Genomic DNA, 16,893 nt, shown 5'->3' on the forward strand with positions numbered 1-16,893 from the left:
CGCGCCCGGGATCATGCCGTCAACCTATGAACGGCCCCTTGCCGGGTCAAGGACGCTCACACCGAGATGAAGGGATGCCAGCGCCGCGTCCAGCGCGGGGGCTGAAATCTCCATATATTCAAGGGCCTCGGTCCAGAGCAGGACGGCTCTGATGGGCTTTTGGGGATAAAGCCGCGATAGCACCGCCCGGTACAGTGCAAGCTGCCTGACATAAGCGGCGGGCGCTTCGGCCGCGCTCTTGGGCGCGGTCTGGTTGGTCTTGAAATCGACGATCAGAACCTCGGCCGGCGTCACCACCAGCCGGTCGATCTGTCCCGACACCAGCGCCGGGGCACGGCCCGGCCGCTCCAGCCGGCCGACGATGGCGGCCTCCGCCCGGCTGCCGGCGGCAAAGACGGCTGCGAAGCGCGGCTCGGCGATCAGGGCGAGCACTCTGTCGGCCAGCGCGGCACAATCGGCCTCCGTCCAGTCGGCGGCATTGCGGGCCATGAATCCAAGCGCGGCCGAACGCCGCCGCTCAATGGCGATATCAGGGAGGGATTGCAGCAACCGGTGTACCAGCGTGCCGCGCTGGAGCGCCAGCGCGCGCGACTGCACCGATTCGCCTGGTCGCACACTGCGGCCTTGCTCGGCCTGCTGGCCGGACGGGCGCACCGGATCGTCGTCGACCGTCTCCTGCGCCGCCGGTGTTCGCAGCCAATCCGGCAGCGTGACCGTGTGGTCGACGGAAGTCGCCGGCGTGCCGAGCGCTGCGACGTCTTCCGGCCGGGTGAAGCGGGTTACCTTGCCGAGCGGCGTCTCGATCGTCTGCTTGTCCAGGCCCGAGCCAGTGAGCCCGGTGTCGATGAGGTCGTACCAGCTCAGTTTGCGGACCGTGCGCATGTTGCCCGGCAGGCAGCCGCCGACGACCAGCCGGTCGGCCGCGCGCGTCATCGCGACATAGAGCAGGCGGCGATATTCGTCCTCGGTCTCCTCCAGCATCGCCTTGCGCGCGTCGGCGACCGGCTTGGGATCATCAGCCTTGCGCCCGGCCCAGACCACGACTTTGCCGCCATTGCCGCGCGGCACGTGGATCAGCCTGACACGCTGCGAGTCCGCGGGCGACGACGTGGTGTCGACCATGAACACGACGGACGCTTCCAGGCCCTTGGCGCCGTGCACCGTCATCACGCGCACCTCGTCGCGCGAAATCTCCATGTCGCGCTTCACCTCGGTGTCGGCCGAACGCAGCCAGGCCATGAAGCCCTGCAGCGAAGCCGGTGCCTTGCGCTCGCAATTCAGCGCCAGCTCCAGAAACTCGTCGAGCGCGTCATTGGCCTCATGGCCGAGCCGGCGCAGGATGCGCGCGCGACCGCCATCGCCGCCGAGCAGCCACGCATAGAAGGCGAACGGCGTCTCCTCGCGGGCGCGACTCTCGCAAGCTTCCAGGCGCCGCAGCACGGCCGCGAATTTTTCGTTGTCCGCGGCGTGCTCGCCGAGCGCCCGGCGCAGCGGTCCCTTGCGGTCATGGGCAAGCGTAAAGAGATCGTCGTCATCGAGACCGAACAGCGGGCTCTTAAGCGCCACGGCGAGGGCGAGGTCGTCCTGCGGCAGCAGCAGCGCGTCGGCGAGATTCATCAGGTCGATGATCGCGATGTGTTCGGTCAGCTTCAGCCGGTCGGCACCGGCGACGGGGACGCCGGCGTGCTTCAGCGCCTGGATCACCGCGTCGAAGGCATTGCCGCGCCGGCGCACCAGGATCAGCATGTCGCCGTAACGTAAGGGACGACGTTCGCCTTCGTGTCCCGTCAGCGTGCCGCTCTCGACCAGCCGCTTGATCTCGGCCTGGATGCGGCGGGCGAGTTTTACTTCGGGACTGGTGACGGCAACGCCGTCGAACGGCGCGCGCCAACCCTCGATCTCCTGCCGGTCGTCGGCTTCGGCGAGGTCCCAAAGCTCGATCACGCTGGGGCCGGCATCGGCGAGCGCATTGTGCAGGGGGTGGCCGATCTCGACCGAGTGAATGCTCTTGTAGATCGCGGGCTCGCGGAAGACGTGGTCGACCGAGTGCAGGATCGCCGCGCCCGAGCGGAACGAATAGGTGAAGGCAACCGGATCGAATTTCAGCCCGGCCGCGGTGAATTTGCGGTGCAGCTCGCGCCGGCGCGCATCGAACTCGTGGGGCGCTGCGCCCTGGAACGAGAAGATCGACTGCTTCTCGTCGCCGACGGCGAACACCGTGCGGTTCAGCCCCCCGCGCGCGCCTTCTCCGGCGGTGAATTCCGAGATGATGTGCGCGACGATGTCCCATTGCCGCGGGCTGGTGTCCTGGGCCTCGTCAATCAGCACATGATCGACGCCGCGGTCGAGCTTGTAATGCACCCAGCCCGAGGAGATGCGGTCGAGCATCGCCAGGGTCTTGTCGATGAGGTCGTCGTAGTCGAGCAGCCCGCGTTCCTGCTTCTCGCGCCGGTAGTTTGCGGCGGCGGCGGTCGCGATATGCAGCAGAGCCGCAGTGCGGTCGCGCATGGTCACCGCGCGGCGTTTCTCGATCAACCCACAAAGGCGCGATGCCTCGTTCTCGAACAGGCGCGCGACGGACGGATTGTGCTCGCCGAACTTCTTGGTCAGGACGGCCTTGCGCGGCAGCTTTTCGTCGGTGAGGAAGACGCCGAGGTAAGCGTCGACCTGCGCCGCGCCGGAAAATGCTTTTGCCTCGCGGAGCCGGCTCGCCTGGTCGTTGTCGGACTTGCTGCCGTCCTCCAGCGCAAAGGCGATGTCGTCCCAGCGTGAGCGCGGCAAATAAGGGCCGTCGAGAATCTCGGCCTCGACATCGTCGATGCGGTCGCCCGCATCGACGCCCAGCACGGCCGCCATCTGCTCGGCTGCCGCGCCTGCGTTGCCGGCTTCATCGGTCCAGGCCATGAAATGGTCGCGGCTCAGGCACGCTTCGCGCACGACCTCCTTGAACGTCACGTCGGCGGCGCTCGCCATTGCGGTCAGCAGCGCGCGGCCGGTGAGGCTGTCCGGATCGCGCGCGGCCTCCAGCAATACCTTCAGATTGGCGCGCTCCATCATGTCGGACTGGTCGCGGTCGTCCATCACGGCGAACCGCGCCGGTACATTGGCCTCGAACGGGAATTGCTGGAGCAGGCGGGTGCACAGCGCATGGATGGTCTGCACCTTCAAGCCGCCAGGCGTTTCCAGCGCGCAGGCGAACAGCTTTCGCGCTTCGCGGCGCAGCTTTGCATTGGGATGCGGGATGCCGACGGCGCGGATCGCGGCATCGAGTCCGGCGTCGTCAAGCGTCACCCAATGGCCAAGCGTGGTGAACACACGCTCGGCCATGTTGGCGGCGGCGGCCTTGGTGAAGGTGATGCAGAGGATCTTTTCCGGCGGCACGCCCGCCAGCAGCAGCCGGATCACCCGCTGCACCAGCACATGGGTCTTGCCCGAGCCCGCGTTGGCCGACACGAAGGCGGAAGCGGTCGGATCGGACGCACGCTGCTGCCGCGCGCGCACCTCGTCGGGGATGGGACGGGGCAGCTTCACCATTCCTCGATCCCCAGGCCGCCGGCCGCGGACCATTCCTTGATCCGGGCCAGATCGTCATAGGCGCCGTAGCGGTTGGTCCACATCGGCAGGTTCAGCGAGGTGTAGGGCTGGTTCTCGTCCTCGAAGGCGCGGATCAGCGCCTCCAGCTTGGCCCGCGCTTCGGCGGCTGCGGCGTCCGGCGGCTGCGGCTCATCGCCTTGCTTGTATTTGAGCTCGAGGATGCGTTCCTCGCCCGCCGGATTGTTGCCGCTCAGGCGGACATAGACGAGCTGGCTCACCGACGCGCCGGCATCGATGTCGGGAAAGCCGCCCTCGCGCAGGATCGCGGCCTCCAGCGTCAGCTGTGGCGACAGGCCCATGCGGACCTGCTTGCCGGTCGGCGGCTGGCCGGTCTTGTAATCGAGGATGGCGTAACCGCCGCCCTGGCGCCGCTCGATGCGGTCGGCGCGGGCGGAGAGGCGGAAGCTGCGCCCGTGGTCGAGCGGGATCGAGATCTCGCCGTGGGTCTCTGCCGTGATCGCCTCGATCGCATCGCGGCGCGCGATCTCCCATTCGCCGAACCAGTGCGCGATGCGCTGGAAGCGTGGCCACCACAGCGCGCGCGCTTCGGGCCGCTCCATCAGCGGCGCAAAATGCTTCTCGCCGATCGCGCGCAGCATGCGGGCGGGATCGGGAGGCAGATGTGCGGCGAAAGTCTCGGTGAACTCGCCGAGCGCCTCGTGGATCGCCGAGCCGCGATCCGCCGCCGACAGCGGCATGTCGACGGGGTCCAGCGCGTCGAGCCGCAGGATGTGCTTGGCGTAGATCGTGTAGGGATCGCGCAGCCAGTCCTCGATCGCGGTGACCGACATTCTCAGCGGCCGTGTCGCGCGCGGCGGGCGCGGCTCGGGCTGCTTGATCGGCTTGACCTCGGCGGGCTGGTCCAGCGCGGCCGCGAATTGCACGTATTTTTCGCCGGCGCGGACAGCCGCTTTCCAGAGCTCGTCGCCGGCGACCGCCTCCAGCCGGTGCAGGAAGCGCGAGGCCACCGCCGGCGCGCCGCCGGCCTTGGCGGAATGGCTGAGGATCACCTCGTCGCCGCCGAGCAGCTGCGCGAAGTCGTGGGCGGAGAGCCCGATGCGGCGTTCCGGCAGGTCGAGGCCGAGCTCGTGCCGCATCGGCCGGCTGAGCCAGGGATCGATGCGCGGCGCCGGCGGCCAGACGCCTTCGATCAGTCCCCCGACGATGATGCGGTCGGCCTGCATCAGGCGCGATTCCAGCGGGCCGTAGATCTGCAGGCGCGCGCCGGGCTTGTCGCGTCGTCGCACCGCGCGATCACTGAACGCGGTCTGGAACGTCTCGGCATAATCGGGCAGCGTCACCATGAGCCCGCTGGTCGTGCCGCCGCGCAGGAGATCGTCGAAGGCGCTGGCGAGCGCGAGGCCTTCGCGCTCCTCGAACGCGAGCGGAATGCCCTGCTCGTCGCGCGACAGCTCGATCATGATCTCGCGATGCCGGTGCGCGAGCTCGGCGAAGTCGAACGGTTTTGATGATGCCAGGCTCTCGATCGGCGCCAAGGCCTGTCGTAACGCCTCGATCAGCGCCCGGACGCGGTCGAGATCCTCGGCCTTGAGACGGGCGCGCGGCTCGGCCTTGTGCAGCGCGGAGGCTTCGCCGCGCCGAAGCTTCGTCAGTTCTTCACGGAAGCGATCGAATTCGCGCAAAAGACCGGTGGTGCCCGCGGGAGGGCGTGTCCCGCGCAACACCGCAAGCTCGAGGTCTTCGATCGCGGCCTTCCATGCACCCCTTGCGCGGCCGAGCCGGGACATTGGATGTTTCAGCACCGCCAGCAGCGTCGGCGGCTCCAGTCCCTTGGTTGCGGCTTCCGCCGCGAGGCGGGCAAACACACCGGCGGCGGTTTCCATCAGCACGTCGCCGCCGGAATCATCAAAAGCGAGATTCCATCTCGTCAGCGCGGCCATCACCCGTCGCGCCAGCGCGCGGTCGGGGGTCACCAGCGCCGCCGATTTGTCCAGATGCCGCGCCTCGCGCATGGCAACGGCGATCGCGAGCGCTTCCATTTCAGGGTTTGGTGCTTCGACCACCGCGAGATTTTTCATCCCGCCTGATATCCTTGCCGCGACATCCGGTCGCTTGAGCCGGTCGTGCCAGACTTCGGTCTTCGCCGAAGGCCGCATCGATTCGGATGCCAGCAGGTCGCGGCCGTCTTCGGCGGGCGGCTGGAGAATCTCGACGTCGCCACGCTTGATGCCGAAACGATCCAGCAGCGCATGCATGGCATATTGCGGATGGTTCGACGCCGGATGCTCCGCGAACTTGCCGAGCGAATCGCGCACCCCCCCGATGCTGCGCCAGGAATCGTCGTCGAGATCGGTGTCGAGGCCCGGCAGCACCACCGCGCCATGCGGCAGCGAGGCCACCGCGTGGAGGAATTTTGCGGTGGCGGGCATCGAGCCGGTCGAGCCTGCCGCGATCACGGGCCCGTGGAGATGCGCGGTGAGGCGCTTCGCTTCCGCCGCGATCAGCAAATCGCGCCGTGCCGCGGGCTCGATCCGGTTGATCTCGGCGAGATGGTTCGGCCATGTCTCGCTGGCGATGTTCAGAAACTGGAGGGAATGCTGCCAATATCGATCGAGCTGATCTGGCACCAGTCCTCGGAGCTTGCTCCATTCGACGCCGCGCGTCACCATGTCATCGATCAGGCGGGCGAGGTCGCCGGCCAGCGCCAGCGTCGAGGCGGGGCCGCCGACCACCAACGGCGCCAGCACCGGGCCCTTGGCCCACGCCGCGACCAGCTGCGCCAACGTCAGCCGCCGTTCGAGCTCGCCGAGCCGCGGCGGAATGTCGAGCGGCGTCGCACCGGAAAACTGTTCGCCCTCCTCCGCGAAAGCGAGCTCGTCCTCGTCGATGTCCCCCAGCGCGACGATGCGCGGCAGCACCACGGCGTCCGCCGCCATCTCGTCGAGAAATATCTCGCGGACGACGCGCATGGCGCGCCGCGTCGGCAGATAGAGCGTGGCATCCGCCAGCCGCGCCGGTTCCTTGCGCGCCTCGAATCCGTCGACCAGCCGGCCGTCGAGCAGGCTTGCCACGATCGTGCGCAGGAACGGAACTGAGAGGGGAACGCTGAAAACGCGCATGGGCTGCCTGATTCGAACGATGAGGCAATATAGGGAGGCGCGCTCGAATGGTCATGGGTGGGGCAGCAGTCGTCCCCGGTGTTCGCGAGGCGAGGTTCGTAGGGTGGGTTAGACGGCGGCTGCGCAAAGCGCAGTCCGCTGGCGTAACCCACCACGTCTGTCGCTGCGGAAAACAAAAGAGGTGGGTTACGCCGTGCGAACCGCGCTTTGCGCGGTCGCAGGGCTAACCCACCCTACGGCACCGTCTTTACGCCACGCTCTCCAAAAACGCCTCTTCCGCGGCGTGCACGGCATCGGGCGTGCCGACATGCATCCAGACGCCGTCGAGGCGGAGGCCAAACAGGCGCTCCTGCTCGTTGGCGCGGTCGAACATCTTGGTCAGCGAGAACTCGCCTTGCGGTGCGCCGTCGAAGATCGTCGGCGACAGGATGGCCGCGCCAGCATAGACGAACGGAACGATCTCTTTTTCCTTGCGCTTACGCAAGGCGCCGTCGGGCAGCATGCCGTAATCGCCGCGACCGCTATAGCCGATGCTGGTCGCGGTCGGCGCCATCAGCAGCAGGATGTCCATGCGTGCGGGATCGAAGTTTTCCGCGAGCCGCGTCAGATTGGACCGCACGCCGTCGATCCACAGCGTGTCGGAATTGACGTGGAAGAACGGCGCATCGCCGAGCAGCGGCAGCGCCTTGACCACGCCGCCGCCGGTGCCGAGCACCTGGTCGCGCTCGTCCGAGATCGTCACGTGCGGATGCTGGCGCGTTGCGGTGTGATTGATGATCTGGTCGGGCAGATAGTGCACATTGACGACCGCCTCGGTGACACCGGCGCGACCGAGCTTGTCGAGCACGTGGTCGAGCAGCGGCTGGCCGGCCACCGGCACCATCGGCTTCGGCATCTTGTCCGTCAGCGGCCGCATGCGCAGGCCGAACCCTGCGGCGAGCACCATGGCTTTGGTCGGTTTGACGGACATCCCCAAGCTTTCTCGAAACCTCTGAATTGGCGTTTGCAGCAACCCTAGCACGATCACGGATGGGCCGCACCGCCTCTCGACCGCCTTAGCCACCCGCCGTGACGGTTGTACGACGTGTGTTGCCCTCACGCCCCGACGGCTGTGGAACGCGCCTTTTTCTTCTTGTCACCTGGCTTGAGGAAATTGACACCGATCTGGTCGCCATTCACCCAGGCCAGTTCGCAGCGCCGGTACGCCAACCCGGTGGACGACAGCAGCAGGAAAAATTCCTTCAGGTGCAGACCTTCGACCGAACCGTCGATGGTCAGCTTGGCGCCGGTCTCGGAGACGTCCTCCATGGTGCATTCGCGCCGCCATGTGCCGTCGATGCCCATCATCTGGGCCGAAATCCCGCGTTCGAAAACAACCCGGTTGCTCCCGCGCTGGTCCGTCTTGACCGCCATCTGCCCTTGCTCCAGCCCCCGTATTCGTCCGGCTGCCCGCGGGCGATGATACCGGTGTGATGGCTAACAGCCGGTAAACCGCTCCCACTCAGGATCGCGGCGGCGGGACGTTGGCGAGATACCAGCCGCGCAAATGTTCGAGCGCCGGGTGCGCCAGGGAGCGCTGGAGATAGGTCCAGATCCGCGGCTGGTGACGCAGGTAATGCGGCTTGCCGTCGCGGCGATTGAGCCGGGCGAAGGTGCCGAGCAGGCGCGTGTTGCGCTGCGCCGACATGATGGCATAGAGCTCGGCAAAGCCGGCCGGATCGAAGCTCGCATCGCCTGCCCGGCGCGCCTTGATGTAGCGCGACAGCAGCGTCAGCTCGAGGGTCTCAGGCACGTCGATGCGCGCATCCTGCAGCAGCGACACCACGTCATAGGCGTGCGGCCCGAGCACGGTGTCCTGGAAGTCGATCACGCCGACACGCGCCAAGCCGCTACGATCGGCAAGCCAGATCAGATTCGGCGAGTGATAGTCGCGGATGATCCAGGTCTTCGGCGCGGCCAGCGGCCTCTTCAAGAGCTCGCGCCACATCGCAAAAAATTCCGCGCGCGCCCCGTCGCTCAGGGGCGCGTTGCGATCGGGCAGATACCATTCCACCATCAACCCGATCTCGATCAGCAGCGCCTCGGTGTCGAAAGCGGGAATGGTGTAGGTCTGCCCATCCAGCGGCAGCGTCTCCGGCAGCGTCTTGCCGTGCAGCACGGCCAGCACGTCGGTTGCGGCTTCGTAGCGCTCGGCGATCGGGCGCGGCGGATCGCCTTCGATCACGCCTTCGCTGCCGAAATCTTCCGAGATCAGAAAGCCGTGCTCGAGGTCGCAATGATGGATCGCGGGCGCCGAGATTCCTGCCGCGCGCAAGCCTTCGTCGATGGCGACGAAGGATTTGACGTTCTCGGCCAGATGCACCGCGGCGCTGTAGGACTTTCCGTTGTAGATCGCCGCGCCATCGCCGCGTTGCGGCGAGTTCATCAGGATGACGACGCCGTCGTCGCGGATCAGCCGCGCATAGGAGCGTGTCGAGGCGTCGCCGGGCATGCGCTTGCGCGTCGCATCCGTGTACCCGGCGGCGTCCAGGAATTCGCGCAAGGTCTTCAGCCGCGCGACGACGACGGCGGCCCTGCCATGGCCGGTGATGTCGGCGGCCCGCGCGTTCGCGCCCAGCGCCGGGCGGTGCGTCAGCGCGATATCGATGCGGTCGGCGGGCATCGCCGACGGCGCGCGCTCGGGCCATTCGATCAGCGCCAGCGTCGCCTCCGGCAGCGGCGAGAGCCCGATCTCCTCGAGCTCGCTCTCGTCCTCGACGCGATAGAGATCGGCGTGCATCACCGGAAATGCCGGCAGCTCGTAACTCTGCACCAGCGTGAAGGTCGGGCTCGGCACTTCCAGCTCGTCGTCGCCGGCGAGATAGCGGATCAGGCTGCGGGCCGCGGCGGTCTTGCCGGCGCCGAGATCACCTGTCAGCGTGATGGTGTCGCCCGGGCCGACCAGCAGCGCGAGATCGGCCATCAATTGCGCGGTGGCCGTCTCGTTGAGGAGCGCGACGGAGAATGTGGTCGGTTCGCTCATTCGGCGGCGTCGCGGTGCGCCGCCTGGTCGGTCGGGAAGTCGCAGATCACGACCGTGCCCTTGCCGACGACCGAATCCACCCGCACCTTGCCGCCATGCAGCTCGACGAAGGAGCGCACGAGCGACAATCCGAGCCCGGCGCCGCGATGACGCGAGCCCTGGGAGCGGCTTTCGAACCAGTTGAACACCTTGTCCTTCATGTCGGCGGGTATTCCAGGTCCGGAATCTGTCACAATGAAGACCACGCTGCGATCGGTGCGGCGCGCGCTGATCCCGACGGTGGAATCCTGCGGCGAGAAGCCGACGGCATTCGCAAGCAGGTTATAGAGCACCTGCACCACGCGCTTCTCGTCGCCGACGAAGCTGCCGACGTCGGGGGCGATCTCGACCTTGAGGCGGATGCGGTCGGTGGCGAGGCGGTCCTGGATGCCTTCGGCGGCGAGCTCGATGGTCTTGCTGACGTCGACCGGGCCGAGCTCCAGCTTCATCGCGCCGGCATCGATGGTGGCGAGATCGAGGATGTTGTTGGTCAGTGCCAGCAGCGCATTGGTCGATTTGGTGACGTAGTCGAGATATTCGGCCTGCTTCGGCGTCAGCGGTCCGGTCGAGGGGTCGCTGAGGAAATGCGCGAAGCCGATGATGGTGGTGAGCGGCGAGCGCAGCTCGTAGGAGACGTGATGGACGAAGTCCACCTTCATCTGGTCGGCCGCCTCCAGCGCCTCGTTGCGCTCGCGTAGCGCGCGCTCGACATTCTCGGTGTCGGTGATGTCGAGGAAGGTCAGCATGGTCGCGCCGTCATGCAGCGGACGGATCATGCCGTCGAGCACGCTGCCATCCTTGCGCTCCAGCTTCAGCGGCACGTCGGCGCGGTTCTCGATCGAGGTGATGGCCTCGCGGATCTGGCGCCAGACCACGGGGTCGTCGAACAGCTGATGACACCAGCTCTCGACCGTCTGGATATGCGGCTGCTCGCGCATCGAATCGTTCGACAGCTTCCACATCCGCAGGAAGGCCGGATTGAACAGCTGTGCCCTGCCGTTGCTGCCGAACACGGCGACGCCCTCGGCGAGGCTGTCCAGCGTCTCGCGCTGGACCCGGATCATGCCGTCGAAGCGGCGGGCGAGCTCGAGGCTCGCGGTGACGTCGTCGAACAGATAGGTGACGCCGCCTTCGGGATTCGGCGTGGTGACGACGGAGAGGGCGCGGCCGTCGGGCAGGTACCAGGTGTCCTTGGCGGTCTCGACCGCGCGATAGGCCTCGTGCAGCTTGGCCTTCCAGGCGCGGAAATCAGGCTGCTCCTGCAATTTGCGCGCGGCGCGGAGCTGGTCGAGCACACTGGAATCGTCAGGCTGGGCGTCGAGGAAGCTGCGGTCGAGGTCCCACAGCCGCCGGTAGGAATCGTTGTAGAAGGCGAGGCGCCGCTGGCCGTCGAACACGGCAACGCCTGACGAGAGCTGGTCGAGCGTACGGCGATGCGCCTCCGCCATCCGCACCAGCGCCGCGCTCAGTGCATCCGCCTCACTGGCATCGATCGCGACGCCGACACTGCCACTACCGACATTGACGGCGCGCACGTCGTACATGCGCCGCTCGCCGCCGGTCACGATCGGCAGGCGCGAGGTGAAATGAGCTGCCTCCTTCAGGCTGCGCTCCATGGCGGCGCGGTCGGCGCTGTCGAGCAGCTCGAGCTTGCGCTCCTGGGCATCGGTGATGCTGGTCGCTTCCGTGGCGCGCACATAGGCCGGATTGGCGAAAGTCAGCGCGCCGTTCTCGCCCTTGGCCCAGATCGGCCACGGCGCGGCAGTGGCGAAACCGCGCAGCATCTCGGTTTCGTCGGAGAGCGCCCTGAAGCGCAGGTTGGTTTCGGCCAGATCGCGCCGCAAGCCGGAGAGTTCGCGGATCCGGACGATGGCCTGGCCGCCGATGGCGCGGCCGAGCGCTTCCAGCGTATGGCCGTTGGCCGTGCTCAGCGTGAGCTGGAAGCCGTCGCCGCGTTCGCGCAAGCCATCGACGGCGTGATCCATCTGCAGCGCCGGTTCCGGCGGCAGCCAGGTTCCAAAGGCGAGCACGCGCTGCGGCGACGAATCGCGCGGCAGCACCATGGAAATGTCACCCGAGATCTGTGCGCGATCGTCGCCGGCGGGCCAGGAGATCAGGATCTGCGGTTCGGCGAACAGCAGCGCACCCAAGCGGTCGGCCTGCAGCTGAAGTTCCCTGATTCGCCCAAGCAACGCCGCTTCGTTCTTCGCAGTGCGGACGCGCGTGCGCATCAAGAGGATTGCGGCCACGACCGTGAAACCGAGCAGAGCCAGCGCGGTGGCGAGCACCGCGAGTTCCTGCCGGTTGAAATCCAGCAATATCGAGAGTGTGTCGACGAGGTCGGCGGCATCAGCCGGCTCAGCCGGCAGTAGCGCTGCGAGAGCGCCCCCCAACAAGCTGTTCCGCGCCAAGGATGTGCACGACAGCAGCGTCCGACGCATCGACACGATCACGCCTGACATAGTTGCCCCAAGACCGCACGAATTGACGCGCGCGGCGACCCCCGTCGCGCGCGAATCAAACGACAATACCCTCCCGGGGACTCCAGCGGTAAGAGTCCAGATCGTGAACGCAAACACGGTCCCAAAAAAATGCGGAGCGCGGGGTTCCAGTCACAGTCATTCTGCGGGTGATTCGGGTGGAGTCATCGCGGATTAGCGTGCTGGGCGGGTTGCGTGCCACGATGACGGTGCGCTCCCTCCCCCGCTTGCGGGGGAGGGCTGGGGAGAGGGCTCTCTCCCCATCGGGACAATCCCCTAGAGGAGAGAACCCTCACCCGGCGCTTTGCGCCGACCTCTCCCGCAAGCGGGCGAGGTGAAGCCAACTTCGAGCTGGGCTACCTTCCCGTCGAGCCAAACCCGCCGGCGCCGCGATCGGTCGAGGACAGTGTCGCTACCGGAACCAGCGCGGCCTGCAGCACCGGCGCGATCACCAGCTGCGCGATGCGCTCGCCGCGCTTGATCACGAAGGGCGAGATGCCGTGATTGATCAGGATCACCTTGATCTCGCCGCGGTAGTCGGCGTCGACAGTGCCGGGGGAGTTCAGCACGGTGACACCGTGCTTGGCGGCAAGCCCCGAGCGCGGCCGCACCTGGGCCTCGTGTCCCGGCGGCAACGCGATTGCGAGCCCCGTCGGCACCAGCGCATGCTGGCCTGCTGCAAGCGTCATCGGCTCGCCCTCCGGCACCGCCGCCATCAAATCGAGGCCGGCGGCTTCGGCTGTTTGATAGGCCGGCAGCGGCAGACCTTCGGCGTGGGGCAGGCGCTGCAGTTCGACCGTGACTTTGCTGCTCAAGAGGCAGGCTCCAAGGGTTTGTCGGCGGATTTGGCGGTCACGCTTTTGGCGATATGCGCGACCAGTTCGATGGCGACCTGTTCCTTGGTCATGACAGGCCAGGAATCAACTGTGATCTCGCCGTTGTTCTCAGCATTCTTGCTGATGAGGTGCACGGTGTTGCGGTCGCCGCCCATCACGCCTGATGCGGGCGAGACGTCGTTGGCGACGATCCAGTCGCAGCCTTTGCGGGCGAGCTTCGTCTTGGCATTGTCGATCAGATGCTCGGTCTCGGCGGCGAAGCCGATCACCAGCGGCGGGCGCTTCTCTGTGAGCTTCGAGATCGTTGCGAGGATGTCGGGGTTCTCGACCAGCTGTAGCGGCGGCATGCCGGCCGACGTCTTCTTCAGCTTCTGCTCGCCCTCGTTGGCGACGCGCCAGTCCGCGACCGCGGCGGCGAAGATCGCGATGTCGGCGGGAAGCGCTGCCTGCACCTGCTCCAGCATCTGCCGTGCGGATTCGACGCGCGTGACCTTGACGCCGCCGGGATCGTCGAGATCCACCGGGCCACTCACCAGGATCACTTCGGCGCCGGCGGCTTGTGCTGCGGCGGCAATGGCAAAACCCTGCTTGCCCGAGGAGCGGTTGGCGATGTAGCGCACCGGATCGATCGGCTCGTGGGTCGGGCCTGCGGTGATCAGAACACGCTTGCCGGCGAGCGGGCGCGGCAGCGGCGGCCGCAGCAGTTTCTCGGCGGCATTGGCGATCTCGATCGCCTCGGACATGCGTCCGATTCCGGCCTCGCCCGCCTCGGCCATCTCGCCGGAGTTCGGCCCGATCAGCAGGACGCCGTCGCGCTGAAGCTGTGCGACGTTGCGGCGGGTCGCGGCGTTGTTCCACATCAGCGGGTTCATCGCCGGCGCCAGCAGCACCTTGCGGTTGGTCGCGAGCAGGATCGCGCTGGCGAGATCGTCGGCGTGGCCGCCTGCCATCTTCGCCATCAAATCGGCGGTCGCCGGCGCCACCACGATCAGATCGCAATCGCGCGCGAGCCGGATATGGCCGGCGTCGAACTCGCTCTGGGGATCGAACAGATCGGTGTAGACGCGCTCATGGGAGAGGGCGCTGACCGAGAGCGGCGTGACGAACTGCGTGGCGGCCTTGGTCAGCACGCAGCGCACCTCGATGCGCCGCTCCTTCAGCCTGCGGATCAGGTCGAGCGACTTGAAGGCCGCGATGCCGCCGCCGATGATCAGTGTGACGCTGGCCTCGGGGACGGCGCCCGGGCGCAGGGTCGCAGGTGCAGGCGATGCCTCGGGCGGCACCGCGAACGGCGTCAGCGGCTCCTCGCGGCCCTCGATCAGCTCCCTGAGGATGACCCGGACTTCTTCCTCGACCGACCTGCGGTTCCTGGCCGAGCGCAGCCGCAAATAGGTTTTGACGGCGTCGTCGAGCTTGCGGATGGTCAGGCTTGCCATGGCGCCCTCCAGCACGGAATGATAGCGACGCTATCACTAGCGTGATTGCAGTGCAATCAAGCTTTTGGCGTCATAGATTCCGGACAGCGATCAGGATGCCGATGAAGGTCACGGCGATGATCCAGACCGCCACGGTGCGCCAGCGGTTCTTGCGGCCCTCGCTGCGGCCCATCGCGGCGATGCTCTCCGGCGACAGGCGGATGCCCTCCCGTGTCATGGTCTCGAGCTGCTCGAGCACCGCGACCGAGCGCTGCGCGATATCAGGCAGGCGCATCAGCACCTTGGCGAGATCGCCACCGCCGGCCAGCGCGCCCTGCACCCGGCCAACGGGTCCGAGATTGCGCTCGATCCATTCGCGCACTACGGGATCGGCGACCTTCCAGATGTCGAGCCTGGGATCGAAGCCACGCGCCACGCCTTCGACCACCACCATGGTCTTCTGCAGCAGGATCAGCTCGGGCCGCGTCGTCATGTCGAACAGGCCGGTGACCTCGAGCAGCAGCGTCAATAGCCGCGCCATCGAGATTTCCTCGGCGGTGCGGTTGTGAATGGGCTCGCCGATGGCGCGGATGGCTTGCGCGAAGTTCTCGACCGAGTGATGCGAGGGGACGTAGCCCGCCTCGAAATGCACTTCGGCGACGCGGCGATAGTCGCGGGTGATGAAGCCGAGCAGGATTTCCGCGAGGAAGCGCCGCTCCTTCATGCCGAGCCGGCCCATGATGCCGAAATCGACCGCCACGAGGCGGCCGGCATCGTCCAGGAACAGATTGCCCGGATGCATGTCGGCGTGGAAGAAGCCGTCGCGCAGCGCGTGACGCAGGAAACTCTGGATCACCTTGCGGCCGAGATCGGGCAGATCGACCCGCGCTTCTTCCAGGCGCTTGTGATCGTTCAGCGCGATGCCGTCGATCCACTCCATCGTCAGCACGTTGTGCGTGGTGCGATCCCAATCAACTTCCGGCACTCGAAAATCAGGATCGCCGCGCGTGTTCTCCGCCATCTCCGACAGCGCGGCAGCTTCGAGGCGCAGGTCCATCTCCATCGCGACGGAGCGCGACATGGTGTTGATGACCTCGACGAGCCGCAGCCGCCGCGCCTCGGCGGAATAAGCCTCGGCCTTGTGCGCGACATAGAAGAAATCGGAGAGATCGCGGCGGAAGCGGGCGGACACGTTCGGCCGGAGCACCTTGACCGCGACAGGCTTGCGGATGCCGTCGCGCATCACCTCGCCACGATGCACCTGTGCGATCGACGCGGCCGCAACGGGCGCACTGAGACTGACGAACACGTCGTTCAGCGGCCGTTCCAGCGACGTTGCGATGGCGGCTTCGGCTTCCGCTTGCGAAAACGGCGGCAGGCGGTCCTGCAGGCTTTCGAGATCATGCGCCATCACGACGCCGACGACGTCGGGCCGCGTCGCCAGGAATTGCCCGAGCTTGAGATAGGCCGGGCCCATCCGGGTCAGCGCGCGCGATAGCCGCGGACCATGCTTCGGCCCGCGCCGCTCGACGATGCGCGCAAGCTTCAGCGCAAGCTGGCCGGGCGGCGGCACCAGGCTCGGGTCGACGGAGCCGAACACGCCTTCGCGCGCAAAAACGAACGCGGCGCGGATCAGGCGCGAAATGTGGGTGATGGCAGAGATCACAAACGCCAGCCCGAATGCAGTGCGACGATGCCGCCGGTCAGGGTCTGAAAGCTGACACGCGAGAACCCGGCGTCGCGGATCATGTCGGCGAAGGCGTTCGGCTTCGGAAACTTGCGGATCGATTCGACCAGATATTGGTAGGATTCGGCATCGCCCGTGACCATGCGGCCGAGCGGCGGAATCACCTTGAACGAGAACAGATCATAGAGCTTGTCGAGGCCGGGCATCTCCACAGTGGAGAATTCCAGGCACAGGAAGCGGCTGCCGGGCTTGAGCACGCGATAGGCCTCGCGCAGCGCCTTGTCGATTTGAGGCACGTTGCGAATGCCGAAAGCGATCGTATATGCGTCAAAGCTGCGATCGGCGAAGGCGAGCGCTTCGGCATTGCCCTCGACGAAATCGACCTGCGTCTCGAGATGGCGCTTGGCGGCGCGCTCGCGGCCCACCGCCAGCATGTCGGAATTGATGTCGCAGACGGTGGCGTGGAAGCCCGCACCTGCCGCCTTGGCGGCGCGGAACGAGATGTCGCCGGTGCCGCCGGCAACGTCGAGCAACGCAAAAGGCCGGTCGCCGCGAGGCGGAGCCAGCGTGGTGATCATGATGTCCTTCCAGACCCGGTGCAGGCCACCGGACATCAAATCGTTCATCAAATCATAGCGCGACGCCACGCTGTGAAACACATCGTTTACCAGCGTCTGCTTGTCCCCGAGGGGAACGTCCTTGAAGCCAAAATGCGTGGTTTCGCCCGGCCGATCCATTAG

General features: G+C 66.8%; 10 protein-coding genes. All 10 read right to left on the minus strand.

Going from position 1 to position 16,893, the window contains the following annotated elements; genetic code table 11:
• Positions 1 to 24 precede the first annotated feature (24 nt).
• A complete protein-coding gene (gene addA / locus BM222_RS30720; protein WP_177243570.1) occupies positions 25 to 3,534 on the minus strand; it encodes a double-strand break repair helicase AddA in 3,510 nt (1,169 codons plus the stop codon).
• Positions 3,528 to 6,674 carry a double-strand break repair protein AddB gene (gene addB / locus BM222_RS30725; protein WP_092236716.1) on the minus strand — a complete coding sequence of 1,049 codons (3,147 nt, stop codon included), beginning with the start codon at positions 6,672 to 6,674 and terminating at the stop codon, positions 3,528 to 3,530. Before addB ends, addA begins: the two co-directional genes overlap by 7 nt.
• A 247-nt stretch (positions 6,675 to 6,921) precedes the next feature.
• Positions 6,922 to 7,644: a nucleotidyltransferase family protein gene (locus BM222_RS30730; protein ID WP_092236726.1), complete on the minus strand. Its 723-nt coding sequence runs from the start codon at positions 7,642 to 7,644 to the stop codon at positions 6,922 to 6,924.
• Positions 7,645 to 7,769: 125 nt separating this feature from the next.
• Entirely contained in the window at positions 7,770 to 8,087 is a 318-nt protein-coding gene (locus BM222_RS30735; protein WP_092236729.1) for a PilZ domain-containing protein, read from the minus strand.
• An 88-nt stretch (positions 8,088 to 8,175) separates the two neighbouring features.
• The gene (gene tsaE / locus BM222_RS30740) at positions 8,176 to 9,696 is read right to left on the minus strand and encodes a tRNA (adenosine(37)-N6)-threonylcarbamoyltransferase complex ATPase subunit type 1 TsaE (RefSeq protein WP_092236732.1); all 1,521 of its coding nucleotides are present in this window, start codon (positions 9,694 to 9,696) and stop codon (positions 8,176 to 8,178) included.
• A complete protein-coding gene (locus BM222_RS30745; RefSeq protein WP_092236735.1) occupies positions 9,693 to 12,197 on the minus strand; it encodes a PAS domain-containing sensor histidine kinase in 2,505 nt (834 codons plus the stop codon). The genes tsaE and BM222_RS30745 overlap by 4 nt, the downstream gene beginning before the upstream one ends.
• Before the next feature lie 374 nt (positions 12,198 to 12,571).
• Positions 12,572 to 13,030 (minus strand): dUTP diphosphatase, encoded by a 459-nt coding sequence (gene dut / locus BM222_RS30750; protein WP_092236738.1) that lies wholly within the window; start codon positions 13,028 to 13,030, stop codon positions 12,572 to 12,574.
• The gene (gene coaBC / locus BM222_RS30755; RefSeq protein WP_092236741.1) at positions 13,027 to 14,487 is read right to left on the minus strand and encodes a bifunctional phosphopantothenoylcysteine decarboxylase/phosphopantothenate--cysteine ligase CoaBC; all 1,461 of its coding nucleotides are present in this window, start codon (positions 14,485 to 14,487) and stop codon (positions 13,027 to 13,029) included. Before coaBC ends, dut begins: the two co-directional genes overlap by 4 nt.
• A gap of 70 nt (positions 14,488 to 14,557) precedes the next feature.
• A complete protein-coding gene (ubiB, locus tag BM222_RS30760; RefSeq protein WP_092236745.1) occupies positions 14,558 to 16,132 on the minus strand; it encodes a 2-polyprenylphenol 6-hydroxylase in 1,575 nt (524 codons plus the stop codon).
• Complete coding sequence (gene ubiE / locus BM222_RS30765; RefSeq protein WP_092236748.1) at positions 16,129 to 16,890, minus strand: bifunctional demethylmenaquinone methyltransferase/2-methoxy-6-polyprenyl-1,4-benzoquinol methylase UbiE; 762 nt, start codon at positions 16,888 to 16,890, stop codon at positions 16,129 to 16,131. The genes ubiB and ubiE overlap by 4 nt, the downstream gene beginning before the upstream one ends.
• Positions 16,891 to 16,893 lie beyond the last annotated feature (3 nt).

Source organism: Bradyrhizobium sp. Gha (genome assembly GCF_900113735.1).
Classification (GTDB): domain Bacteria; phylum Pseudomonadota; class Alphaproteobacteria; order Rhizobiales; family Xanthobacteraceae; genus Bradyrhizobium.